The following is a 22,481-nucleotide window of genomic DNA, read 5'->3' as shown; positions in this document are numbered from 1 at the left end:
GTGAAAATACCGTGATCTGTCAAGACGCTAAATCAAGGTTGAGCGTCGTGAAAATGCGTGACAAATGCCAAAAAAGCAGGCTGCCCCGACACTCGCCAGACGAGAATACCCTTGAGCGCTCGCCCGTCCCCGTCAGTTTGACGCAGCCGGCTGCCACAAGGCCAGCATTCCATCCATTCCGAACCGGTCGACGGCCTGCGCGACGCCGGTTTGCCCGATTTGATGCGCAATCGAGCCTAAACCCAGCGCTTCCAGCGTCACGGCAGCGGCCGTCTTGAGGAACGGCAGGTCGCCGAAGCGCGTCTGGAGCTTGTAGTCGCGTACCGAAAGCCCCTTCTTGACGCCCTTCTGCTCGACCAGCCAGGTCACCGCAGCCTTCTCGTCGCCGATCTGGTCGATCAGCTTGAGATCGATCGCCTGGCGTCCGGTGAAGACGCGGCCGTCGGCCACTTTCTCGAGCTGCGTGTCGTCCATGCCACGCCGTTCCTTCACCAGTCCCTTGAACCAGGCGTAGGAATCCTTCACCAGCGCGTCGAGCGCGGCCCGCGCCTCGGGACTGGTCGGCTCAAAACCGTTGGGCGCGGCCTTCAGTGGCGAGGATTTTACCTCCTCGACCTTGACGCCGATGGTCTTCAGGAGCTCGGTGACGTTGGGATACTGGAACAGCACACCGATCGAGCCGACCAGCGAGCTCTGCTGCGCGATGATGTGGTCGCTCGCGATCGCCGTGATGTAACCGCCGGAGGCGGCGAGACCCTCGACCACGACGACGAGCGGCTTCTTCGCCTTGAGCCGGACAAGCGAGTCGTAGAGCTGCTCGGAGCCTGCGGTGGTGCCGCCCGGCGAGTTGATGTGAACGATGACGGCGGCAGCCTGCGAATTCTCCAGCCGCTCCAGCGCCTGCGTGCGATCGGAATCGCTGCGGATCAGGCCGTCGATCTGGACCCGCGCTATCGAGCCGGCGGATGCGAACGTGCCGCGCGCACCGGGCGTCGCGATCAGCGCGAAGCCCGCGATCGCCGCGATCGCGATCAGCGCGGCCACGACGCGCCAGAACGTCAGCTTGCGGCGGATCCTGCGGCGATCGACGATGATGTCCGAATCGAGCGACATCGGAATATCTCCAAATGAAAGGCCCAGGCGCGTTGTGCCGTCACGGCGTGACCAACGGCTTATCTGGATACATCAATTGCGGCGCAATTTGAAGAAAACAAGGCTGGCTGCGGTGTAGGCCCGGACGCCGCCACACACTCAAGTGTCGTCCCGGCCTAGTGCGCAATTGCGCACGGGGGGCCGGGACCCATAACCACAAAAGGTAATTTGGCGAAGACTCTTCGTTCGGTACTTCTACCGCCCACCATCGATAGATCACGCGGTATGGGTCCCGGCCTTCGCCGGGACGACGATCGCAACAAAAAAAGCCCCGGCTTGCGCCGGGGCTTTGATGTCGGCGAAACGAACGTTTCGCTTACTTGCTGTCGCGGTTCTTGAGCGCGGTGCCGAGGATGTCGCCGAGCGTCGCACCCGAATCGGAGGAGCCGTACTGCGCGATGGCTTCCTTCTCTTCGGCGACTTCGAGCGCCTTGATCGACACCTGGACCTTGCGGGCCTTCTTGTCGAACTGGATCACGCGGGCATCGACCTTCTCGCCGACGGCGAAGCGTTCGGCGCGCTGGTCGTTGCGGTCACGCGCGAGCTCCGAGCGCTTGATGAAGGTGGTGAAGTCGGTACCGGCGATCTTCACCTCGATACCGCTCTCCTTCACTTCGAGCACTTCGCAGGTCACGACCGCGCCCTTCTTGACATCGCCCGGCTCGGCGAAGGGATCGCCTTCGAGCTGCTTGATGCCGAGCGAGATACGCTCCTTCTCGACGTCCACATCGAGCACCACGGCCTTCACCATGTCGCCCTTCTTGTAGTTGTCGATCACCTGCTCGCCCGGAAGCTTCCAGTCGAGGTCGGAAAGGTGGACCATGCCGTCGACGTCGCCCTCGAGACCCAGGAACAGACCGAACTCGGTCTTGTTCTTGACCTCGCCCTCGACCACCGAACCGGTCGGGTGACCTTCGACGAAGACCTCCCAGGGGTTGCGCATGGTCTGCTTGAGGCCGAGCGAGATGCGGCGCTTGATGGAATCGACTTCCAGCACCTGCACTTCGACTTCCTGCGAGGTCGAGACGATCTTGCCGGGGTGCATGTTCTTCTTGGTCCACGACATCTCGGAGACGTGGATCAGGCCTTCGATGCCCGGCTCGAGCTCGACGAACGCACCGTAGTCGGTGATGTTGGTGACGCGGCCGGTGAAGCGGGCACCCAGCGGGTACTTGGCTTCGATGCCCTGCCACGGATCGTCCAGCAGCTGCTTCATGCCCAGCGAGATGCGGTGCGTCTCGTGGTTGATCTTGATGATCTTGACCTTCACGGTCTGGCCGATCGAGAGCACCTCGGTCGGGTGGTTGACGCGGCGCCACGCGATGTCGGTGACGTGCAGCAGGCCGTCGATGCCGCCGAGATCAACGAACGCACCGTAGTCGGTGATGTTCTTGACCACGCCGTCGATGACCTGACCCTCTTCGAGGTTCTGCACCAGCTCCTGACGCTGCTCGGCGCGGGTCTCTTCCAGCACCGTGCGGCGGGAGACGACGATGTTGCCGCGGCGGCGGTCCATCTTCAGGATCTGGAACGGCTGCGAGTTGTTCATCAGCGGCGCAACGTCGCGGATCGGACGGATGTCGACCTGCGAGCGCGGCAGGAAGGCCACGGCACCGTCGAGGTCGACGGTGAAGCCGCCCTTGACCTGGTTGAAGATGACGCCGTTGACCTTCTCGTTGTTCTGGAACGCCTTCTCGAGCTTGCCCCAGCTCTCTTCGCGGCGCGCCTTGTCGCGCGACAGCACGGCTTCGCCGAGGGCGTTCTCGATGCGATCGAGGAACACTTCCACCTCGTCGCCGACCTTGATCTCGCTGTCACGGCCGGGGCCGGAAAATTCGCGCAGGGCGACGCGGCCCTCGGTCTTCAGGCCGACGTCGATGACGGCCATGTCCTTTTCAATTGCAACCACCTTGCCCTTGACGACGGAGCTTTCCTGCAGGTTGCCACCTGCGAAGGACTCGTCGAGCATCGCGGCGAAATCGTCGCGCGAGGGGCTATAGGTATCAGCAGAAATCGAAGCCATTTGTTCTCCAGTTGCGGATGTCTTGCCGGCCGTTGGGTTCATGGGCGCATCGCACGCGCAGTGTCGGAAGGTCCGCAAGACCTTCGAGCGACCGCTTGCTGCCCCGGCTGGCACCGGAACGGCGGAAGCGGGCCGGCTGAGGCCCGCGCGTTCGATACGTGGAAATCTTTGTCCGGAGCCTGGATCGCACCGGTCCCGAAACAGGCGGACCGGGGGTATCGACCTCAAAGAGCGGGAGCGGGCGCTTCCTCCAATGACGGCTGCGGCTTAACCCCGCGACCGGCCCGCTCGGACGGCCTCGATAATGTCGATGGCGGCCCGGACGCCGCCTTCTATATCGAGTTGGGAGTTATCTAGCAAGTAAGCATCAGGGGCGGGTTTCAGGGGTGCAATCGGCCGGTTCTTGTCGCGTTCGTCACGCTGGATGATGTCGGCGAGCACGGCCGCCTCGTCCGCCTCCTCGCCCCGCGCCTTGGCCTCCATGGTGCGGCGGCGGGCGCGAACCTTGGGGTCCGCCACGACAAAAATCTTCACGTCGGCATGAGGGCAGATCACGGTTCCAATGTCCCGGCCGTCCAGCACGGCGCCGGGCGGATCGGCGGCGAATTGCCGCTGGAAATTGACCAGGGCCTCGCGAACCCTTGGGATCGCGGAGACGATCGAGGCGCCCTCGCCGACCTTCTGGGTCTTCAGGGCGGGATCGCCGAACTTTTCGGGATCGAGTTCCAGCGCCGCCGCGACCGCAGCCGCCTCGTCGCGGAGATCATGGCCCGATTGCATCAAGGCGTAGGCGACTGCGCGATAGATCACGCCGGTATCAAGATGACGATAGCCGTAATGATGAGCGAGACGCTTGCCCAGCGTCCCCTTGCCCGAAGCCGCGGGCCCGTCGATGGCGATGATCATGAAAACTCGGCCCCAAGCGAACGCATCATCGGAATGAAATCCGGGAAACTGGTGGCGATGAAGGCGGTGTCGTCGACGGTCACGGGCTGGTCGGAGGCGCAGCCCATCACCAGCGCAGACATCGCGATGCGATGGTCCATGTGGGTGGCGACGGTGCCGCCGCCGGGGACGTGACCGCGGCCCTGGACGATCAGATCGTCGCCGGAAACCTCGACCTCGACGCCGTTGACGCGCAGCATCTCGGCGGTGGCCTCCAGGCGGTCGGATTCCTTGACGCGCAGCTCGTGCAGGCCGCGCATGATCGTCGTGCCTTCGGCGAACGAGGCCGCAACCGCCAGCACGAGATATTCGTCGATCATCGAGGGTGCGCGCTCCGGCGGCACCTCGACGCCGCGCAGCTTTGACGCGCGCACGCGCAGCTGCGCCATCGGCTCGCCGGCATCGCCGCGCACTTCGCTCTCCTCGATCGAGGCGCCCATTTCGCGCAGCGTGGTGAACAGGCCGGTGCGCAGCGGATTGGTCATGACATCCGACAGCACGACATCGGAGCCCTCGGCGATCAGCGCCGCAACGACCGGGAAGGCCGCCGAGGAGGGATCGGCGGGCACCACGACATTGGCGCCATGCAGCTCGGGCTGGCCCACGAGGGTGATGCGGCGGCCGTGCAGGCCCTCCTTCGTGGAGGTGATGTCGGCGCCAAAGTGTTTCAGCATCAGCTCGGTATGGTCGCGGCTGGCCTCGTTCTCGATCACCGTGGTGATGCCCGGCGCCGCGAGGCCCGCGAGCAGCACGGCGGATTTGATCTGGGCCGAGGCGACCGGCGTCTTGTAGGTGATCGGCAGCGGATCGCGCGCGCCCTGGACGGTCAGCGGCAGACGGCCGCCCTCGCCGCCGGAGACGACCCTGGCGCCCATCTTCTCGAGCGGGTCCAGGATCCGGCGCATGGGACGGCTGCGCAGCGAGGCGTCGCCGTCGAAGACCGCCGAGATCGGGCAGCCGGCGACGGCGCCCATGACCAGCCGGCAGCCGGTGCCGGAGTTACCGAAATCCAGCGCCGCCTTGGGCTGGGCAAAGCCAGCGACGCCCACGCCCTGCACCTTCCAGGCGAAATCGCCGGTGCGCTCCACCCTGGCGCCCAGCGCCTGCATGGATTTGGCGGTGTTGAGGACGTCCTCGCCCTCCAGCAGGCCCGAAATCCGGGTCTCGCCGACCGCGAGCGCGCCCAGGATGAGGGCGCGGTGGGAGATCGACTTGTCCCCGGGCACCCGTACTTTCCCGGTCAGGGGACCGTTTGCGCGCGACTGAAGCGGCCTCGGTTGGTCGGAATGGGTCAAGATTGTGTCCTTGAATATGCCCCGGAGAGCTGGGGCGCAGGTACCACATGGTCCGCGCCCCGTCACCGGCATGTCTTTCTCCCGTAATGCGCTATTGACAGCGGGCCGCCAACTAGCCAAGTGAAACACCGCTTTTCAGACATTCCCAGGATTCCTCTGCCGTGGCCAAGTCCGAACTCGGAACCAAACGTATTTGCCCGACCACGGGCAAGAAGTTCTACGACCTCAACAAGAATCCGGTGATCTCGCCCTATACCGGCGAAGTGGTCCCGATCGCGCCCGTGGCGCCTGCGCGCGCGACTCGCGGCGCCGAAGCCCGCCACACGGCCGCTGCGGACACCACGCCGGAGCCGGCGGAGGCCGAAGAGTTGGTCTCCCTCGAGGAGGCTGATGCCGAGGAGAACACCGGCAAGGTCAAGGCCGTCGTGCCCGAATCGGAGGACGATATCGAGGTCGACGAGACCCTCGACGACGACGATGACGATGATTCGACCTTCATTGCCGACGAAGAAGAGGGCGATGAGGACGTGACCGACATCATTGGTGATGTCGGAGGCGATGAAGAGACTTGAGATCAGCCCTGATCTGTGAAAAAGGGTGCACCGCGCGAGTCGCCTAGGGCTCGCCGGCCGGGACGGATCCCCCAGGATCCTCCCCACTGGAAGACTTAAGGGGCCATAGCTCAGCTGGGAGAGCGCTTGCATGGCATGCAAGAGGTCGGCGGTTCGATCCCGCCTGGCTCCACCACGCTTCGCCCTTCGGGCTACGCGTGGCGCAGCCGCGCGGGGCCCGAAGGGCGAAGCGTGGTGTCCGGCGAAGGGCGAAGACGGACTGGTAGAATTGCCTCCCCTCAACGACTGCCCAGGCGAAAGCCGTCAATGTGGTACGTCTACATTCTCCGCAGCATCGAATTTCCTGAACAAGAGTACATCGGCGCCACGGAAGATTTGAAACGGCGTGTTCCGGAACACAATGCGGGCAAGTCTTCCCACACCGCCAAGTTTAAGCCCTGGAAGCTGATCTGGTACTGCGCTTTCCCCGACAAGCATAAGGCGCTCGCGTTTGAGGCGTACCTGAAGTCTCACTCCGGCCGCGCCTTCACGAAGAAGCGGCTGTCGTAAGCGCCGCCCCCCTACTCCCCGATCACCGCATTGAGCCGATCGCGTAGCGCGACGATCTCATCCTTCATCGCCACCAATTCCGACACCGAGCAATCCGACGCCGCCAGGATCGACTGCGGCACGGCGCGCGCCTTGTCCTTCAGCGCGTGGCCCTGCGGCGTCAGTGCGATCAGCACCTGACGCTCGTCCTCGCTCGAGCGGGTGCGCTTGACCAGGTGGGCGGCTTCGAGGCGCTTGAGCAGCGGCGTCAGCGTGCCCGAATCCAGAAACAGCCTCTCGCCGATGTCCTTGACCGGCACGTCGTCGCGCTCCCACAGCACCAGCATCACCAGATATTGCGGATAGGTCAGGCCGAGGCGGTCGAGCAGCGGCTTGTAGACGCGGTTGAAGGCATGCGCGGCCGAATAGACCGCGAAGCAGATCTGGTTGTCGAGCCGCAGCGGCGCGTCCGCTGCCGAGTGTTTCCGAGCCATGGAGAATCTCACGAGGTTTGTCCGCATTGTGGGGCCGTGCGGCGGGACATTCAATTGCGAACAATTAAATGTGAGACGTCGCAATTTCAATTGCGCACAATCTAATTGTCTGCGATAGAGATCGCACCCCACCGAAACCCAGGGAGACGAAAATGTCCGTGAACGTCCTGTACAAGACCAGCGCAAAAGCCACCGGCGGCCGCGACGGCCATGCCGCGACCCTCGACGGCGCGCTCGACGTCAAGCTCACCACGCCGAAGGAGCTCGGCGGCGGCGGCGGCGCCGGCAACAATCCCGAGCAGCTGTTTGCGGCCGGCTACGCCGCCTGCTTCATCGGCGCGATGAAGTTCGTGGCCTCGCAGGGCGGCCCGAAGGTCCCCGCCGACGCCGCCGTCACCTCGACCGTCGGCATCGGCCCGCGCTCCGAAGGCGGCTTCGGCCTCGACATCGACCTCGCCGTCTCGCTGCCGGGCCTTGCCCGCGCCGAGGCCGAAGCGCTGGTCGCCAAGGCGCACCAGGTGTGCCCCTATTCCAATGCCACGCGCGGCAATGTCGACGTTCGCCTGACGGTCGTCTGATCGAAAGTGCGGATTGGCTGGCCCGGGATCCCCCTCGGGCCGGCCGCTTCCGTTTGATTGTGCCGGATCCTGTTTTGCCAGATCCTGTTTTGCCATGCCGCGGGATTGACGCGCGGCGGTGCATGCGGCCCTACGCAACAAGCCATTGCTGGCGCAAAAAAACCTCGCTAGGCCTGTGACCAACGATCGACACAGGGGAAGCGAAGGCATGAGTTCTGAAGCCGTTACGGGTGCAATGAGCGGACTGCGCGTCATCGATCTCACGCGCGTGCTCGGCGGCCCCTACTGCACCCAGATCCTCGCCGACCATGGCGCCGACGTGATCAAGGTCGAGCCGCCCGCCGGCGACGAGGTGCGCGACTGGGGCCCTCCCTTCCACGAGGAGGACGCGGCCTATTTCATCGGCATCAACCGCAACAAGCGCTCGATCGGCCTCGACCTCGCCTCCGAGGGCGGCCGCGTCGTGCTGCTCAAGATGCTGGAGACGGCCGACGTCCTGATCGAGAATTTCAAGCCGGGCACGCTGGAGAAATGGGGCATCGGCAACGAGGTGCTGCGCGAGAAATTCCCGCGCCTCGTACATTGCCGGATCTGCGGCTTCGGCGCCGATGGTCCGCGCGGCGGCAATCCCGGCTATGACGCCATCATCCAGGCGATGACCGGCATGATCGCGGCGACCGGCTCGCCCGAGAGCGGACCGATGCGGATCGGCGTGCCGCTGGTCGACATCACGACCGGCCTCTATGCGGCGATCGGCATCCTGATGGCGCTGTCGGAGCGGCAGCGCTCGGGCAAGGGCCAGTTCCTGGAGACGACGCTGTACGAGACCGGCCTTGCCATCATGCATCCGCACACCGCGAACTATTTCATGCATGGCAAGCCGCCTGGCCTGACCGGCAACGAGCATCCCAACCTCGTGCCTTACGCAATCTTCCCGACGAAGACCGACAACATCTTCATCGGCGTCGGCAATGACGGCACCTTCAGGAAGCTCGCCAAGGAGATCGGCAAGCCCGAGCTCGGCACCGATCCGCGCTTTGCCCGCAACAAGGACCGCATCGCCAATCGCGAGGCGCTGCGCGCCGAACTGGCCGCCGTGTTCAGCCAGCACGAGGCCGAGCCGCTCTGCAATCGCCTGCTCGCAGCGGGCCTGCCCGCAGGCCCCGTGCAGAAGATCGACCAGGCGTTGACCAACCCGCACACGATCGCCCGCGGCGATGTCATCGAGAAGGATTGGTACAAGGGCGTGGCCTCGCCGATCCGGCTCGATCGCAGCAAGCCGAGCCTGCGCCGCCTGCCGCCGAAATTCAGCCAGCACGCGGCGGAGGTGCTGGGCGAGTTCGGATATTCCAAGGCCGAGATCGACGCGATGGTCAAGAAGGGCACGGTCTGCGGTCCCGAGCGCAAGCGCTAAGGCTTCGAAGAGAACGAGATCGAGCGGCAGCGCGGGTGCGCTCCCTCCCCGCTTGCGGGGGAGGGAGTCTCCACAATTGGACAATCCCCCGAGGAGAAAGCCCTCACCCGCGCCTTCGGCGCGACCTCTCCCGCAAGCGGGAGAGGTATTCGAACCCGCGGCCTCGCCTGCCCCACATCATCCAATGCCGCACTGCGGCGCGAGCACGCATGTGCAGCGCGAATGGAGGAGGCTGCCCGCGGCGTCTTCGCCTATTTGACAGCTTCCCTTTTCCCGCGCTTGCCGCTTTCGTTTCGGCCGCTTACACAGTCATGTGAACGTCATATGGCGCTGCTAGCGCAAGCGCTTCTTTATTGACGGGCAAGGGAGGTTTTCTTGATGGCTCTTCGACACTTTGGGGCAGCTGCCGCATTTGCAATCACGGTCGGCATGTCGGCCTCTCCGGCCCTGGCCGTGACCGAAATCCAGTGGTGGCACGCGATGACCGGCGCCAACAACGACGTCATCGTCAAGCTCGCCACCGACTTCAACGCGTCGCAGACCGACTACAAGGTCATCCCGACCTACAAGGGCAACTACCCCGATACGATGAACGCGGGCATCGCCGCGTTCCGCGCCGGCAACGCGCCGCACATCATGCAGGTGTTCGAAGTCGGCACCGCGACCATGATGGCCGCGACCGGCGCCGTGAAGCCGGTCTACAAGCTGATGGCCGAGGCCGGCGAGAAGTTCGATCCCAAGATCTACCTGCCCGCCATCACCGGCTACTATTCGACGTCGAAGGGCGAGATGCTGTCGTTCCCCTTCAACTCGTCCTCGACCGTGATGTGGGTCAACCTCGACGAGCTCAAGAAGGCGAACGTCGGGATTCCCAAGACCTGGCCCGAAACGTTCGAGGCCGCCAAGAAGCTGAAGGCGTCAGGTCATGACACCTGCGGCTTCTCGGGCTCCTGGATCACCTGGGTCAATCTCGAGCAGCTCTCGGCCTGGCACAACGTGCCGCTGGCAAGCAAGGCCAACGGCCTCGACGGCTTCGACACCGTGCTGGAGTTCAACGGACCGCTTCAGGTCAAGCATCTCGAAACCCTGGTCGAGCTCCAGAAGACCAAGGTCTACGACTATGCCGGCCGCACCAACACCGGCGAGGGCCGCTTCACCTCGGGCGAATGCCCGATCTACCTGACCTCGTCGGCGTTCTTCGGCAACGTCAAGGCGCAGGCCAAGTTCGCCTTCACCGCCGTGCCGATGCCGTATTATCCGGACGTGAAGGGCGCGCCGCAGAACTCGATCATCGGCGGTGCTTCGCTCTGGGTCATGGGCGGCAAGTCGGCCGAGGAATACAAGGGCGTCGCGAAGTTCCTGACCTTCCTCTCCGACACCGATCGCCAAGTCTATATCCACAAGGCCTCGGGCTATCTGCCGATCACCAAGGCGGCCTATGAGAAAGCCAAGGCCGAGGGCTTCTACAAGGATCAGCCCTATCTCGAGACCCCGCTGCTCGAGCTGACCAACAAGGAGCCGACCGAGAACTCGCGCGGTCTGCGCCTCGGCAACATGGTGCAGCTGCGTGACGTCTGGTCGGAAGAGATCGAGCAGGCGCTCGCCGGCAAGAAGACCGCCAAGCAGGCGCTCGACGCCGCCGTCGAACGCGGCAACACCATGCTGCGCCAGTTCGAAAAGACCGCCGTCAAGTGAGGCATTGAAGCGGCAGGCCGCGACCCGGCCTGCCGCTTCCCATGACATCATGCAAAAGCAAGCCATTTTCCAGTCAAAGCTATTGCCCTACGCGCTGGTTGCGCCGCAGCTCGCGATCGTTCTGATTTTCTTCTACTGGCCGGCCCTGCAGGCGGTGATCCAGTCCTTCCTGCTCCAGGATGCCTTCGGTCTGTCGACGAGCTTCGTCTGGTTCGAGAATTACGTCGAGCTGTTTGGGGATCGCGCCTATTTCGAAGCGATCGTCCGGACCTTCTTCTTCTCGTTCGCCATCGCCGTCTCGTCGCTGTCCTTCGCGCTGCTGCTCGCCGTGATGGCGGACAAGCCGCTGCGCGGCTCGATGCTCTACCGCACGCTGCTGATCTGGCCCTATGCGGTCGCACCGCCCGTCGTCGGCGTGCTCTGGATCTTCATGCTGCATCCCTCGCTGGGCGTGCTGTCGCGCTATCTGCGCGGCCTGGGCGTCGACTGGAATCCGCTGCTCGACGGCGACCAGGCCGCGGCGCTGATCATCCTCGCCGCCGCCTGGAAGCAGATCTCCTACAATTTCCTGTTCTTCCTCGCCGGCCTGCAAGCCATCCCGAAAAGCGTGCTCGAAGCCGCAGCGATCGACGGCGCGCGCCCGATGCGCAGGTTCTGGACCGTGACGTTCCCGCTGCTGTCGCCGACCATCTTCTTCCTGCTGGTCGTCAACATCGTCTACGCCTTCTTCGACACCTTCGGCATCATCGACACCATGACCCGCGGCGGTCCCGGCAAGTCGACGGAAACGCTGGTCTACAAGGTCTATTCGGACGGCCTGCTCGGCGGCAATCTCGGCAGCTCGGCGGCGCAATCGGTGATCCTGATGATCATGGTCATCGTGCTGACGGGAATCCAGTTCCGCTTCGTCGAACGCAAGGTGACCTACTGATGGTCGAAGACGAGGGTATCAGGCGCTACGTCGCCCATTTCATTCTCTGGATCGGGATCGCGATCGTCGCGTTCCCGGTCTACATCGCGATCATCGCCTCGACCCAGGACAACGCGCTGATCGCGAACGGGCAGATGTCGCTGCTGCCCGGCGGTCATTTCTTCGAGGTCTACTACCAGACCATCTTCGTCGGCACGAGCGGCTCGACCCGCGAGCCGGTCGGCAACATGATGCTGAACTCGCTGGTGATGGCGCTGGCGATCGCGATCGGCAAGATCGCGATCTCGATCATCTCGGCCTATGCGATCGTGTATTTCCGCTTTCCGTTCCGGATGGCGATCTTCTGGATCATCTTCATCACCTTGATGCTGCCGGTCGAGGTGCGCATCTATCCGACCTACAAGATCGTCGCCGACCTGCACATGCTCGACAGCTATGCGGGCCTGTCGCTGCCGCTGATCGCGTCGGCCACCGCAACGCTGCTGTTCCGGCAGTTCTTCATGACCGTGCCGGACGAATTGCTGGAGGCCTCACGCATCGACGGCGCCGGCCCCTTGCGCTTCTTCTGGGACACGCTGCTGCCGCTGTCGCGCACCAACATGGCGGCGCTGTTCGTGATCCTGTTCATCCTCGGCTGGAATCAATATCTCTGGCCGCTGCTCATCACCACCCGCGACGACATGCAGACCATCCAGGTCGGCATCCGCAAGATGATCACCACCACCGACGCGCTGACCGAATGGCCGATCGTGATGGCGACTGCCGTGCTGGCCATGCTGCCGCCGGTGTTCGTCGTCGTCGCGATGCAGAAGCTGTTCGTGCGCGGCCTGGTCGAGACGGAAAAGTAGGTTCTTGCAAGTGAGTTTTCATGGCTAACGTCACCCTGCGCAACGTCCGCAAGACCTATCCCGGCGGCTTCGAGGCCATCAAGGGCGTCAACGTCGATGTCGCCGACGGGCAGTTCTGCGTGCTGGTCGGTCCCTCCGGCTGCGGCAAGTCCACGCTGCTGCGCATGGTCGCAGGGCTCGAGACCGTCACCGGCGGCGAGATCGACATCGGCGGCCGCGTCGTCAACCAGATCGAGCCCGCCGATCGCGACATCGCGATGGTGTTCCAGAACTACGCGCTCTATCCGCATATGAGCGTCTACAACAACATGGCCTACGGCCTGCGCAATCGCGGCATGGCCGAGACCGAGATCAAGACCCGCGTCGAGGAAGCCGCGCGCGTGCTCGAGCTCACATCGATGCTGGAGCGCAAGCCGCGCCAGCTCTCCGGCGGCCAGCGCCAGCGCGTCGCCATGGGCCGCGCCATCGTGCGCCAGCCGAAGGTGTTCCTGTTCGACGAGCCGCTGTCGAACCTCGATGCCAAGCTGCGCATCGCGATGCGCGTCGAGATCCGCAAATTGCAGCGCCGGCTCAACACGACCTCGATCTACGTCACCCACGACCAGCTCGAAGCGATGACGCTCGCCGACGTACTCGTCGTCATGAATGGCGGCCAGGTCGAGCAGGTCGGCAATCCCCTGGCGATCTACGAGAAGCCGGCCACGACTTTCGTCGCCTCCTTCATCGGGGCCCCGCCGATGAATTTGATGTCGACGCGCGCCGACGAGATCAAATCGCAGCTCAATGGTGCTGCGACGGAGGCCGGCATCCTCGGCATCCGCCCGGAGGATTTCGTCATCACCGACCAGACCCCGGCCGGCGGCGTCGCGCTTCCGCTCACCGTGGAAGCGATCGAGCGCGTCGGCGCCGAAACCTTCGTCTACGGTTCCCGCGAGCAGGAGGAACAGCGCGTCGCCGCCAACCCCGGCGAGCTGCCGCCCGGCGAGGTCATCGTCCGCATTCCCGGAACCGAGGCCCCCGCCATCGGCGCGAGAATCCGCGTCGCCGCGATACGGCCGAAGCTGCACCTGTTCAGCGGCGACGGGCGAACGCGGCTGGAGGCCTGACCGGTTCCGAGGGGCCCCTCGATCAAAAACCGCGAAAACAACCCCATGCACAGTAGAAGGGGCTTGTTTTCATTGAGGAAATCACACCGCTATTCGTCATGCCCGGGCTTGTCCCGGGCATCCACGTTCTTGGTGCCGCGGGGAAGGTCGTGGATGGCCGGGACGAGCCCGGCCATGACGATCCGGATGAATCTGTTCGCCAGGCGACGGTCGAAGGACTGAATCCACAGCCCCGCGCTACGTCCTTGAACCCACACGGGGATATGCCCATATTGCTGACCAAGGGGCGCCTCTACGGGCCCTGAAATGCCAAAGTCGCTTCGAGAGGACTTTGTAAACTATGTCTCGTGTTCCCACGTTATCCAGTCCGTTCCTTCTGGGCTTCGACGAGATCGAGCGCGTGCTCGATCGGGTCGTCAAAGGCGCCGACGGTTACCCTCCCTACAATATCGAGAGGTGCGACCGGTCGGACGGCCAGCCCGAGCGTTTGCGCATCACGCTGGCGGTCGCCGGATTCACCCGCGACCAACTCGATGTAACCATTGAGGAAAACCAGCTCGTGATCCGCGGGCGGCAGCAGGACGACAAGACCCGGCAATACATCCATCGCGGCATCGCCGCGCGCCACTTCCAGCGCACCTTCGTGCTGGCGGAGGGGATGCTGGTGCTAGGTGCGGATCTGAAGAACGGGCTGCTGTCGATCGATCTTGCCCGGCCTGAACCGGAGAGGATCGTTAAGACAATCGCTATCAATGAGCACGAATAATGGAACGAGTAGCGGACTCGACCGCTTAGTTTCTGTGAAGGAGTCGAGACCATGAGTGAAGGTCACGTTGCGTTCGAATACGAAGCCAAGAATGTCTCTCCGGAGACGCTGGCAACACTCGGCGAAGGCCATATCGCCTATGTGAAGCAGATCCGCTCCGAGGACGTGCCTGGGCTATTCCCCGAGGCTCCGAAGATTGCGCCCGGCCTGAAGCTCTTCGCGCTCCACGCCGCCGACGGCACGCCGATCATGCTGACCGACAGCCGCGAAGCCGCAGTCGCCAACGCCTGGAGCAACGAGTTGCAAGCGGTGAGCGTGCACTGACGCACGCGCGCGCAGTCGTGCGCGGTTGACGAATTCAAATACGCGGGCAAGCCTCGAGGCGGCCCGCGTATTTTTTTGGCGCCTGGCAGATGACGAGACCCCTCACGGTGAGGGCGCGTGCTAGGGCGTGGACTCTCGAAGCCGTCGCTTCAGCTCCTGACATGCAGTCCCGCTTCATCCCCAAAACGGACAAGAAAACTCCGTCGCGGCACGTCCGCTAAGGGCCATAAACTGCCATTGAAGATGAAGGCACGATGTTTTTACTCGATCCTGACCGGCTTTCTTCCCGATGTCCCAAAGCCTATCTTGGTTGAAAAGGCGCGAGAGGCAGCGAAATGCTACCGGAACCAATTGCTTATTGCTTCTACCGTTATCGCGGGCTCTGCCTTCACACATGGATCGTCACGACTTTCACAATCATTGTGGCCGCCGCTCCGCTACAGGCTTCAGCAGCACCAAACGCGTCAGCGTGCGGATACCTCGCTGGTCTGATTGATAAGGGACCGCCATCAGGGCCCTTGTTCCTACCCAGCTATCCGACCGTCGAATCGGGGCCTCTGCATGGCGCCGCCTACCTCTATGACAATGCGGTAGCCGCCATCGCGTTGGTCGGTTGCGGTGAGCAAGACAAAGCGTATCGGATTGGCTCGGCGCTTCTCTGGGCCATCGATAACGACCGCACCTGGCATGATGGACGGCTCCGGAACGCTTACGCCGCAGGTGTGGTGGCGAATGGCCCCGTCAAACTTCCGGGGTGGTGGGACAATGCCCAGAACAAATGGTTAGAGGATCGATATCAGGTGGGCAGCGACAATGGTAACATGGCATGGGCCATGTTGGCGTTGCTGTCGCTTGACGATGTGAACGCCGGCTCTCGGTTCCGCGATGGTGCTGCACGGCTTGGCGCCTGGGTCGCGCAATGGGCCGATACGCGCGGTACTGGCGGTTTCACGGGCGGTACGTTTGGGCACGAACCGACGCCGGAAGTGCGGGCGTGGAAATCGACTGAACATAATACTGACCTCGCCGCCGCGTTTGGCCTTCTCGCGATCCGTACAGGGGATTCGCGCTGGCGTGATAAGGCAACGGCTGCTGAGTACTTCGTAAATACGATGTGGAATCCGGCATGCGCCTGTTTCGCTGCAGGGACCGCTGAAGACGGCGTCACCCACAATCCGATTTTGGCTCTCGATGCTCAGGTCTGGCCTTTAATAGCGCTCCACGGAGCGGTCGAGAAATTTGCATCGGCAATTACGACCGCCGAACAGCGAATGAGTGTCGACGAGGGCTTTTCTTACGGTGAAGACCGAGACGGTGTGTGGACCGAAGGGACGTGCCAAATGGCTCTCTTGATGAAATTGCTCGGCAGGACTGGGAGGGCAAACTCGTTGATCGCTGTAATCGAATCCCAGAGGTCGCCGGATGGTGGGTTCTATGCCACAACTGTCCGCGAGTTACCGACCGGGTTCGTGTTGGACACTGATCCGACCAAGCCGCGACTCTATTTCCGATTGTCACATCTTGGCGCAGCTTCGTGGGCTGCCCTCGCGGAACGTGGGTTCAATCCCTTTACGGTGACAAAAGGACTCCCGTAGTTGAGTCGCGGTGCTTCTCGTCTCCGCCTCTCTTTTGGTCCTTTTGATTCCGATATGTCCGCAAAGGGTCCATTTGCAGACATTCCCGAACTAGCGACCCACGTCCGGTTCGCCTCTAGTAGCGGGCATGGCGTCCCCAGGGCCAGGATTTGAAACCCAGCAGAGAGATTTAACGCCAGCGTTACGTCGACTGGTTGAAGGCAGACGTTGTGTCTATGAGTACAAGACTCAGTCGCCTGAACGACCTGCCAGCCGCGCGCGGATGTCCGGCTTCAGCACCTTGCCGACCTTGGAGCGGGGCAGATCGTCCCAGACTTCGATCTGCTTCGGTGTCTTGACGCTGCCGATCCGCTGCTTGACGAAGGCCGCCAGCGCCGTCGCATCGACGCTCTGGCCGGCGCGGGGCTGCACCACGGCGACGATCCGCTCACCCCATTTCTCGTCCGCCAGCCCGATCACGGCGCAATCCTGCACCGCCTCATGCGCCCGTAGCGCGTTCTCGACCTCGATCGAGTAGACGTTGAAGCCGCCGGTGATGATCATGTCCTTGGCGCGATCGACGATATAGAGGTAGCCGTCGCCGTCGATGTAGCCGATGTCTCCGGTGTGGTGCCAGCCATGCGCGGAGGCCTCCGCCGTGGCCTCGGGATTTTTGTAATAGCCCTCCATCACCAGCGAGCCGCGGACCACGATCTCGCCGCGCGCGCCGCTCGGCAGCAAATTGCCGTCGCCATCCATGATGCCGGCCTGCACCAGCGGGCTGATCCGCCCGGCCGAAGCGAGGCGCTCCATCGCGATTGTGCCGTCGGCATTGTAATGCTCGCTAGGTGCCATCATCGAGATCATCATCGGCGCTTCAGTCTGACCGAACAACTGCGCCATCGGCCCGATACGCTGGAGCGCCTCCGCAAGCCGCGCGGCCGAAATCGGCGCCGCGCCGTACCAGAAGCATTGCAGCGACCCGAGCTTCGCGGAGTCGAGCTTCGGATGATCGAGCAGCATGTAGATCACGGTCGGCGGCAGGAAGGTGTGCGTGACATGGTAGCGCTCGATCAGATCGAGGAATTCGGCGATGTCGGGGTGATGCATGATCACGATGCGGCCGCCGAGCGCCATGATCGGGAAACACAGCACGCCGGCCGCGTGGGTCAGCGGCGCGAGCGCGAGATAGACCGGGCGGCCCTTGAAGGGATAGCCCATCAGCGTCAGTGCCGTCATGGCCTCGATGTTGCGGCCCGACAGCATGACCCCCTTCGGCTTGCCGGTGGTGCCGCCGGTGCCGGGAATCATCGCGAGATCGTCGACCGTCTCGCGTTGATAGTGGTCGTCGGCGAGGCCGGCGAGCCAGCCGTCGAACGAGGGCGCGAAGGGTAACTCGGCATCGAGGCAGACGAGGGCGCGCAGCTTTGGCAGCTCCGCACGCACCGCCTCGACCATGGGCGCGAAGCTCGAATGAAACAGCAGCAGGCTGCAGTCGAATTGGTCGAGGATGAGCCGGTTTTCGGCCGCCTCGTTGCGCGGATTGATCGGGCACCAGACCGAGCCGGCGCGGGAAATGCCGAACACGCAGGCAAACGCGACCGGATCGTTGCCGGAGAGGATTGCGACCTTCTCGCCAGCAGCAATTCCCGATCGCGCGAGCCCGCGCGCAAACCGGTAGCTCAGCCGCTGCACCTCGCCATAGCTGAGGTCGCGTCCATCCATGGTAAGGCACGGCGCGTCGGGGCCGAGCGAGGCACCTTTGTCGAGATAGTCGATGAAGCGCATGATCAACACCCGAAGTGGCAGCGGGTGACGCGGAGGACCGCGCCACCCATGATTTACTTAATCGTGCACGGTCAGAACAGGCTTGCTGACGAGCCCGAAGCTGCGCAATTGCCCGAGCAGCTCGTGATGGCCGAACGCCTGGCAGCCGGAGGCGAAGCCCACGCGCTTCGGCGGCTGCTGCAGCAGATGCGCCGCGGCATAAGCCTGCAGCAAGCCGGTCTGCTTGTAGTTGCTGTTGCCGTAGATGATGCAGTGCGCGCGCCCCAACGGGCCGGAGGCATACACCGAATCCAGCGACTTGTTGACGCGCGGGTTCTCGCGCGGCGGCATGGTGTTCATCACACCGGCGGCGGTCTGCGCCAATGCGGCGTAGCGGTCGTCGGGGTTCATGTCCTTGGTCGCCTGCAGCGCAGCGGCGACGATCTGCGGCACGCCCAGCATCAGCGCGCGGTTGAACACGCCGCCCAGCACCTTCACGTTGGCCACGCGCGGATCGCGCTTGAACCACACCGGGTGCGAGGTGCCGCCCCAGGGCAGCGCCAGCGCCAGCTCGTGCTGGCCGGGGATGGCGAGGTTGTAGAGGCCGGCATCGGGCTGGTGCTCGACGTACTTGTTCTGCTCCAGATAGTAGGCCTTGGCCATCGCGGCGTTGACCAAAATGGTCTGCGTCGATGCGATGGTCGGGCTGCCACCCCAGAACACGGCGATATCAAGCGTGTCGAGGCCGGGCGTCTCCAGGCACAGCTGCGCGGCGATCTCGCCGGTGGTGTACATCTGTGCGATGCCTGGTGCCAACAGCAGGCCGGCATTGGCAAACTTCGTGCCCCACTCCTGCTCGAGCATGATCAGCCAGTCCTGCTCGCCGGTCGTGTCGGTGTAGTGACACCTGGAAGCGAGGCAAGCCTGCACCACTTCGCCGCCGAACTTGGCGAAGGGGCCCACGGTGTTGAGCACCACCGAGGCGCCGTTGAACAACTCGGTCAGTGCGCTCACTGTGTGCGGCACCTTAACCACCTCGTAGTCGGCGGTCTCGATGCCGGCCACGTTCGCCTTCATCGCGGCGTTGAGCTTCTCGGCGCTGCGGCCGGCGGCGATGAAGGGGATGTTGTACTCGCGTAAGTATTCGCAGACCAGCCGGCCGGTGTAGCCGGACGCGCCATAGACGATGACGGGCTTCTTCGCGCTCATTGCGTTCCTCCGAAATGTTCGTTGTCAGGTTCTTTGCTACATGCCCATGCCGCCATCGACCGGCAGTCCGATGCCGGTGATGAAGCGCGCCTCGTTCGAGCACAGGAACACCGCGGCGTCCCCAATGTCCGTGACCTCGGCGAGACGGCCGAGCGGGGTTTGCTCCACCACCGAGCCGACTGCGGCGTTGACGTCAGGCGCGAGACCGATCTTGACGATGTCGTTGGCCAGCTGCATGCCCATCTCGGTCGGGATCAGGCCGGGATAGATGCAGTTGACGCGCACGCCGAAACCGAGCTTGCCCGCTTCCATCGCTCCAACCCGCGTCATGCGGTCGACCGCGGATTTGGTGCCGGAATAGACCGCGATGCTCGGGAAGGCGATCGTCGCCGCGACGGAGGCGATGTTGACGACGGCGCCGCCCTTGCCGGCCGGTCCGCCCGGCCGCATCGCGCGGAATGCGTGCTTCATGCCGAGCACGGTGCCGACGATGTTGACGTCGCACATCCGCCGCGCGTCCTCGGCCTTGACCTCGGAGATCAGCGACGTGATCTCGATGCCGGCATTGTTGATGAGGATGTCGTAGCCGCCGAGGGTGGCGATGGTCTTGGCCACCGCCCTCTCCCATTGCGCGTCGTCGGTGACGTCGAGCTGGACGAAGCCCGTCGCGACATCTTCCTTCGCGATCGCGGCTGCGCTGGCGCGGCCGGCCTCCTCCAGGATGTCGGCGATCATGATCGAGGCGCCGGCTCGCGCCAGCGCCTGCGCGATGGCCGCGCCGATCCCTCGGGCACCGCCGGTGACCAGGGCTTTCCTGCCTGCAAGGCTCTTCCCACTCATGACGCACTCCTCCGTTGCTGGTGATCGATCGATTCGGGCTGCGCCAATCGGCGCGCACCAGGTCGATGGGCGCAGGCCTTTCGGCGGCACCCAGCGAAGCGTTCCTCCATGATCGGACGTCTTGACGACTGTCCAAATTCTTGATGCGAAGCTCCGCCAGAATCTTGACACTTGTCAAGAACGAATTTGACAGTTGTCAAAGGAAGTGGTTGTGAGGGGATGGAGCATTCCGCGGTCGACGCGGTATAAGTCCTTGAAAGAACGGGACTGAGGAAGGGACGAGATGGCGCGGCAGGTGACGGGGGCGGCCCGGCGTGTGGCTGATGCGGCCGAGGTGCTGCGCGACGAGAAGTTCAACGCGCGGCGCATCGAGCTTGCCGAGGCCGCGCTCGAAACGCTTGGAGAGCTCGGCTTCGCACGCACCAGCCTGCGCGAAATCGCGCAGAACTCGGCGTTCACGCACGGCGTGTTCCACTATTATTTCAGCGACAAGCTCGACCTAATCTGCTGCTGCGTCCGCCACTACAAGGCGAAGTGCGTGACGCGATATGACGAGGTCGTCGCGACAGCAACGAGCCGCGACGAACTGACGGAGGGCTTCCTCGCCAAGCTCGCAGCAACGCTGCAGAACGAAGCCCGTATGCACCGTCTTTGGTACGACCTGCGCTCGCAGGCGATGTTCGAGGCGGCGTTTCGCAAGGATGTACTCGAGATCGACAAGAGTTTGGAAGCGATGATCTGGCGCATCGCCTCCCGCTATGCCGAGCTCGGCGGCAAGCGGCCGGTGTCGTCGCCGGCCGCGCTCTATGCGCTGTTCGACGGCCTATTCCAGAGTGCGCTGCTCAAGCACCTCGCGGGTGACAAGACGGCGATTCCCGAACTGCTCGACGAAGTCCGGCGCCTGCTGCCGACGGTCTGCTGAAGCAAACGAGCGGCGCCAACGAAGGCGTGGCCAAAAATTTCTGTCCGGGAATGGCCGCGGTGAATGCGAGGCGTTACGCCGCCGTCGCCGGCGGCAGGGCCAGCACCGAGTAGATCGCCTGGGCGTCGCGCGAGGCGCGGAGCTTCTTGGCGATGTCCTGGTCGCGCAGCAGGCGGGCGATGCGGGCGAGCGCCTTGAGATGATCGGCGCCGGCGCCTTCGGGGGCGAGCAGCAGGAAGACGAGATCGACCGGCTGGCCGTCCATCGACTCGAAATCGATCGGGCGATCGAGGCGCGCGAACAGGCCGAAGATCTTTTCCAGCTTGGGCAGCTTGCCGTGGGGAATGGCGACGCCGTAGCCGACCGCGGTGGTGCCGAGCTTTTCCCGTTGCAGCAGCACCTCGAACACGGAGCGCTCGTTCTGCCCGGTCAGCTCTGCAGCCTTGGCCGCGAGCTCCTGCAAGGCCTGCTTCTTGCTGTTGACCTTCAATGCCGGGAGAATCGCCTCGGGTGCGACCAGATCGGTAATCGGCATGGAGGGTTTCCGAGGTGAATTAAACCGTCAGGTTCCGAATTGGCCAGCTTGGAGAGAAACCACGCCGGGCCGGCGTCAAGAAGGTGAAGCAGGAGGGGGACTTAGCCCCGGTCCTGATGTGGGGCGCTTCTACTCCAACGCAATCCCGGTGCCAACTCCTGCGTGCGGCTTTGCCCCGGTCATTGTGAAGGCCTGCGGATCGTACGGGGCCCGAATCCGGCCCTAACCGCCCACTTTGCCATCTGCCTTGCCTCCGGGCGGGTCGATCCAGCCCACATTGCCGTCGGCCCGGCGGTAAATGATGTTCACCCGGCCGCTGGAGCCATGCTGGAATACCAGGCAGGGTGCCCCGCTGAGGTCGAGTTCCATGACGGCTTCGCTGACCGAGAGCTGCTTCAGCGAGGTGGTTGCCTCGGCGATGATCACCGGGCTGTAGCCGGTGACCTCGTCCTCGTCCTCACCCTCGCCCGGCGCCTCCAGCACGTAGCTGGTGGCATCCATGGCGGCGAGCGCGGCGGAGGCGACATGGGCCTTGCGGGCCGAGCGGTCCTTGAGCCGGCTCTTGTAGCGCTTGAGCCGCTTCTCGATCATCACCAGGGCCTGGTCGGCGCTGGCATAGGCGTCCGGCGCGTTCGAATCGGCCTCCAGCGTAATTCCCGAATCGAGATGCAGCGCGCAATCGGTCCGGAAGCCGAAGCCATCCTTGCTCAGCGTGATGTGGCCGGAATAATTGCCGTCGAAATATTTGCGCAAGACCTCTTCGGTCCGGTCGGAGACGCGGCCGCGCAGGGCCTCGCCGACACTGACGCTCTTTCCCGAGATGCGGAGAGTCATGTGAACCTCACCTGGTTAGGTTCTTGTCTGCGCGTGATCCATACGGATAACCGCTGCACATTCTGCGCCAGCGCGGCCCTCCGGGTCCGGATCATGCGCACGCATGGATCGGTCTCGATGGGAGGTCGA

Annotated in this window: 22 protein-coding genes and 1 tRNA gene; 13 read left to right on the top strand and 10 right to left on the bottom strand. The window is 63.8% G+C overall.

Features of this window, described 5'->3' with window-relative positions:
- Window positions 1-132: 132 nt before the first annotated feature.
- The 4 genes from sppA to aroA all read right to left on the bottom strand — a co-directional run bounded on the left by sppA (window position 133) and on the right by aroA (window position 5,415).
- Window positions 133-1,113, bottom strand: a complete 981-nt coding sequence (sppA, locus tag BM118_RS30780; RefSeq protein WP_092190357.1) for a signal peptide peptidase SppA — start codon at window positions 1,111-1,113, stop codon at window positions 133-135.
- A gap of 355 nt (window positions 1,114-1,468) precedes the next feature.
- Window positions 1,469-3,175, bottom strand: coding sequence for a 30S ribosomal protein S1 (gene rpsA / locus BM118_RS30775; protein ID WP_177234856.1), 1,707 nt, complete (start codon window positions 3,173-3,175; stop codon window positions 1,469-1,471).
- A 267-nt stretch (window positions 3,176-3,442) separates the two neighbouring features.
- Window positions 3,443-4,081, bottom strand: a complete 639-nt coding sequence (cmk, locus tag BM118_RS30770; RefSeq protein ID WP_092190353.1) for a (d)CMP kinase — start codon at window positions 4,079-4,081, stop codon at window positions 3,443-3,445.
- Complete coding sequence (gene aroA, locus BM118_RS30765; protein ID WP_177234855.1) at window positions 4,078-5,415, bottom strand: 3-phosphoshikimate 1-carboxyvinyltransferase; 1,338 nt, start codon at window positions 5,413-5,415, stop codon at window positions 4,078-4,080. Before aroA ends, cmk begins: the two co-directional genes overlap by 4 nt.
- Window positions 5,416-5,576: 161 nt before the next feature.
- Between aroA and BM118_RS30760 the strand changes: the two genes are divergently transcribed.
- The 3 genes from BM118_RS30760 (at window position 5,577) to BM118_RS41835 (ending at window position 6,536) form a co-directional block, all read left to right on the top strand.
- Window positions 5,577-5,987 carry a TIGR02300 family protein gene (locus tag BM118_RS30760; RefSeq protein WP_092190349.1) on the top strand — a complete coding sequence of 137 codons (411 nt, stop codon included), beginning with the start codon at window positions 5,577-5,579 and terminating at the stop codon, window positions 5,985-5,987.
- Between the two features lie 99 nt (window positions 5,988-6,086).
- Window positions 6,087-6,162: transfer RNA gene (locus tag BM118_RS30755), tRNA-Ala, on the top strand.
- A gap of 131 nt (window positions 6,163-6,293) precedes the next feature.
- Window positions 6,294-6,536 (top strand): GIY-YIG nuclease family protein, encoded by a 243-nt coding sequence (locus BM118_RS41835; RefSeq protein WP_177234854.1) that lies wholly within the window; start codon window positions 6,294-6,296, stop codon window positions 6,534-6,536.
- An 11-nt stretch (window positions 6,537-6,547) separates the two neighbouring features.
- On the opposite strand, the gene BM118_RS30745 is transcribed toward BM118_RS41835, so the two are convergent.
- Window positions 6,548-7,009 carry a MarR family winged helix-turn-helix transcriptional regulator gene (locus BM118_RS30745; RefSeq protein WP_177234853.1) on the bottom strand — a complete coding sequence of 154 codons (462 nt, stop codon included), beginning with the start codon at window positions 7,007-7,009 and terminating at the stop codon, window positions 6,548-6,550.
- 152 nt (window positions 7,010-7,161) lie between these two features.
- Between BM118_RS30745 and BM118_RS30740 the strand changes: the two genes are divergently transcribed.
- From BM118_RS30740 to BM118_RS30700, 9 genes are all read left to right on the top strand, one after another.
- Window positions 7,162-7,587, top strand: coding sequence for an organic hydroperoxide resistance protein (locus BM118_RS30740; RefSeq protein ID WP_011083560.1), 426 nt, complete (start codon window positions 7,162-7,164; stop codon window positions 7,585-7,587).
- 208 nt (window positions 7,588-7,795) lie between these two features.
- A complete protein-coding gene (locus tag BM118_RS30735) occupies window positions 7,796-9,001 on the top strand; it encodes a CaiB/BaiF CoA transferase family protein (protein ID WP_092190343.1) in 1,206 nt (401 codons plus the stop codon).
- Between the two features lie 378 nt (window positions 9,002-9,379).
- Complete coding sequence (gene ugpB, locus BM118_RS30730; RefSeq protein WP_092190341.1) at window positions 9,380-10,696, top strand: sn-glycerol-3-phosphate ABC transporter substrate-binding protein UgpB; 1,317 nt, start codon at window positions 9,380-9,382, stop codon at window positions 10,694-10,696.
- Window positions 10,697-10,745: 49 nt separating this feature from the next.
- Window positions 10,746-11,627 carry a sn-glycerol-3-phosphate ABC transporter permease UgpA gene (gene ugpA, locus BM118_RS30725; RefSeq protein WP_092190680.1) on the top strand — a complete coding sequence of 294 codons (882 nt, stop codon included), beginning with the start codon at window positions 10,746-10,748 and terminating at the stop codon, window positions 11,625-11,627.
- The gene (gene ugpE / locus BM118_RS30720) at window positions 11,627-12,475 is read left to right on the top strand and encodes a sn-glycerol-3-phosphate ABC transporter permease UgpE (RefSeq protein WP_092190339.1); all 849 of its coding nucleotides are present in this window, start codon (window positions 11,627-11,629) and stop codon (window positions 12,473-12,475) included. The genes ugpA and ugpE overlap by 1 nt, the downstream gene beginning before the upstream one ends.
- 20 nt (window positions 12,476-12,495) lie before the next feature.
- Window positions 12,496-13,581, top strand: coding sequence for a sn-glycerol-3-phosphate import ATP-binding protein UgpC (locus BM118_RS30715; RefSeq protein ID WP_092190337.1), 1,086 nt, complete (start codon window positions 12,496-12,498; stop codon window positions 13,579-13,581).
- Between the two features lie 340 nt (window positions 13,582-13,921).
- Window positions 13,922-14,347, top strand: a complete 426-nt coding sequence (locus BM118_RS30710) for an Hsp20 family protein (RefSeq protein WP_011083554.1) — start codon at window positions 13,922-13,924, stop codon at window positions 14,345-14,347.
- 51 nt (window positions 14,348-14,398) lie between these two features.
- A complete protein-coding gene (locus BM118_RS30705; RefSeq protein ID WP_011083553.1) occupies window positions 14,399-14,671 on the top strand; it encodes a BQ00720 family protein in 273 nt (90 codons plus the stop codon).
- A gap of 335 nt (window positions 14,672-15,006) precedes the next feature.
- Window positions 15,007-16,266, top strand: coding sequence for a hypothetical protein (locus BM118_RS30700; protein ID WP_244550277.1), 1,260 nt, complete (start codon window positions 15,007-15,009; stop codon window positions 16,264-16,266).
- Between the two features lie 228 nt (window positions 16,267-16,494).
- On the opposite strand, the gene BM118_RS30695 is transcribed toward BM118_RS30700, so the two are convergent.
- The 3 genes from BM118_RS30695 to BM118_RS30685 are packed head-to-tail and all read right to left on the bottom strand — an operon-like array spanning window position 16,495 to window position 20,061.
- Window positions 16,495-18,033 carry an AMP-binding protein gene (locus BM118_RS30695; RefSeq protein WP_092190334.1) on the bottom strand — a complete coding sequence of 513 codons (1,539 nt, stop codon included), beginning with the start codon at window positions 18,031-18,033 and terminating at the stop codon, window positions 16,495-16,497.
- Between the two features lie 57 nt (window positions 18,034-18,090).
- Window positions 18,091-19,221 (bottom strand): DUF5938 domain-containing protein, encoded by a 1,131-nt coding sequence (locus BM118_RS30690; RefSeq protein ID WP_092190332.1) that lies wholly within the window; start codon window positions 19,219-19,221, stop codon window positions 18,091-18,093.
- A 36-nt stretch (window positions 19,222-19,257) separates the two neighbouring features.
- Entirely contained in the window at window positions 19,258-20,061 is an 804-nt protein-coding gene (locus BM118_RS30685) for an SDR family NAD(P)-dependent oxidoreductase (RefSeq protein ID WP_092190330.1), read from the bottom strand.
- Between the two features lie 283 nt (window positions 20,062-20,344).
- Here BM118_RS30685 and BM118_RS30680 point away from each other — a divergent pair, with 283 nt between their 5' ends.
- Window positions 20,345-20,983, top strand: coding sequence for a TetR/AcrR family transcriptional regulator (locus tag BM118_RS30680; protein WP_092190328.1), 639 nt, complete (start codon window positions 20,345-20,347; stop codon window positions 20,981-20,983).
- Between the two features lie 73 nt (window positions 20,984-21,056).
- On the opposite strand, the gene ptsN is transcribed toward BM118_RS30680, so the two are convergent.
- Together ptsN and hpf are read right to left on the bottom strand one after the other, a co-directional pair.
- Window positions 21,057-21,518: a PTS IIA-like nitrogen regulatory protein PtsN gene (ptsN, locus tag BM118_RS30675; protein ID WP_027514736.1), complete on the bottom strand. Its 462-nt coding sequence runs from the start codon at window positions 21,516-21,518 to the stop codon at window positions 21,057-21,059.
- Between the two features lie 222 nt (window positions 21,519-21,740).
- Complete coding sequence (gene hpf, locus BM118_RS30670) at window positions 21,741-22,352, bottom strand: ribosome hibernation-promoting factor, HPF/YfiA family (RefSeq protein ID WP_092190326.1); 612 nt, start codon at window positions 22,350-22,352, stop codon at window positions 21,741-21,743.
- Window positions 22,353-22,481: the final 129 nt, after the last annotated feature.

Source organism: Bradyrhizobium sp. cf659 (assembly GCF_900113725.1).
Lineage (GTDB): Bacteria > Pseudomonadota > Alphaproteobacteria > Rhizobiales > Xanthobacteraceae > Bradyrhizobium.
Note: the sequence above shows the minus strand (reverse complement) of the source record. Positions and strands in the feature narration are given on the sequence as shown.

Coding starts and splice junctions, on each gene's coding strand:
- sppA (WP_092190357.1), bottom strand. CDS start 1,113: ATGTCGCTCGATTCGGACATCATCGTCGATCGCCGCAGGATCCGCCGC.
- rpsA (WP_177234856.1), bottom strand. CDS start 3,175: ATGGCTTCGATTTCTGCTGATACCTATAGCCCCTCGCGCGACGATTTC.
- cmk (WP_092190353.1), bottom strand. CDS start 4,081: ATGATCATCGCCATCGACGGGCCCGCGGCTTCGGGCAAGGGGACGCTG.
- BM118_RS41835 (WP_177234854.1), top strand. CDS start 6,294: ATGTGGTACGTCTACATTCTCCGCAGCATCGAATTTCCTGAACAAGAG.
- BM118_RS30745 (WP_177234853.1), bottom strand. CDS start 7,009: ATGGCTCGGAAACACTCGGCAGCGGACGCGCCGCTGCGGCTCGACAAC.
- BM118_RS30740 (WP_011083560.1), top strand. CDS start 7,162: ATGTCCGTGAACGTCCTGTACAAGACCAGCGCAAAAGCCACCGGCGGC.
- BM118_RS30735 (WP_092190343.1), top strand. CDS start 7,796: ATGAGTTCTGAAGCCGTTACGGGTGCAATGAGCGGACTGCGCGTCATC.
- ugpB (WP_092190341.1), top strand. CDS start 9,380: ATGGCTCTTCGACACTTTGGGGCAGCTGCCGCATTTGCAATCACGGTC.
- ugpA (WP_092190680.1), top strand. CDS start 10,746: ATGCAAAAGCAAGCCATTTTCCAGTCAAAGCTATTGCCCTACGCGCTG.
- ugpE (WP_092190339.1), top strand. CDS start 11,627: ATGGTCGAAGACGAGGGTATCAGGCGCTACGTCGCCCATTTCATTCTC.
- BM118_RS30715 (WP_092190337.1), top strand. CDS start 12,496: ATGGCTAACGTCACCCTGCGCAACGTCCGCAAGACCTATCCCGGCGGC.
- BM118_RS30710 (WP_011083554.1), top strand. CDS start 13,922: ATGTCTCGTGTTCCCACGTTATCCAGTCCGTTCCTTCTGGGCTTCGAC.
- BM118_RS30705 (WP_011083553.1), top strand. CDS start 14,399: ATGAGTGAAGGTCACGTTGCGTTCGAATACGAAGCCAAGAATGTCTCT.
- BM118_RS30700 (WP_244550277.1), top strand. CDS start 15,007: ATGCTACCGGAACCAATTGCTTATTGCTTCTACCGTTATCGCGGGCTC.
- BM118_RS30695 (WP_092190334.1), bottom strand. CDS start 18,033: ATGCGCTTCATCGACTATCTCGACAAAGGTGCCTCGCTCGGCCCCGAC.
- BM118_RS30690 (WP_092190332.1), bottom strand. CDS start 19,221: ATGAGCGCGAAGAAGCCCGTCATCGTCTATGGCGCGTCCGGCTACACC.
- BM118_RS30685 (WP_092190330.1), bottom strand. CDS start 20,061: ATGAGTGGGAAGAGCCTTGCAGGCAGGAAAGCCCTGGTCACCGGCGGT.
- BM118_RS30680 (WP_092190328.1), top strand. CDS start 20,345: ATGGCGCGGCAGGTGACGGGGGCGGCCCGGCGTGTGGCTGATGCGGCC.
- ptsN (WP_027514736.1), bottom strand. CDS start 21,518: ATGCCGATTACCGATCTGGTCGCACCCGAGGCGATTCTCCCGGCATTG.
- hpf (WP_092190326.1), bottom strand. CDS start 22,352: ATGACTCTCCGCATCTCGGGAAAGAGCGTCAGTGTCGGCGAGGCCCTG.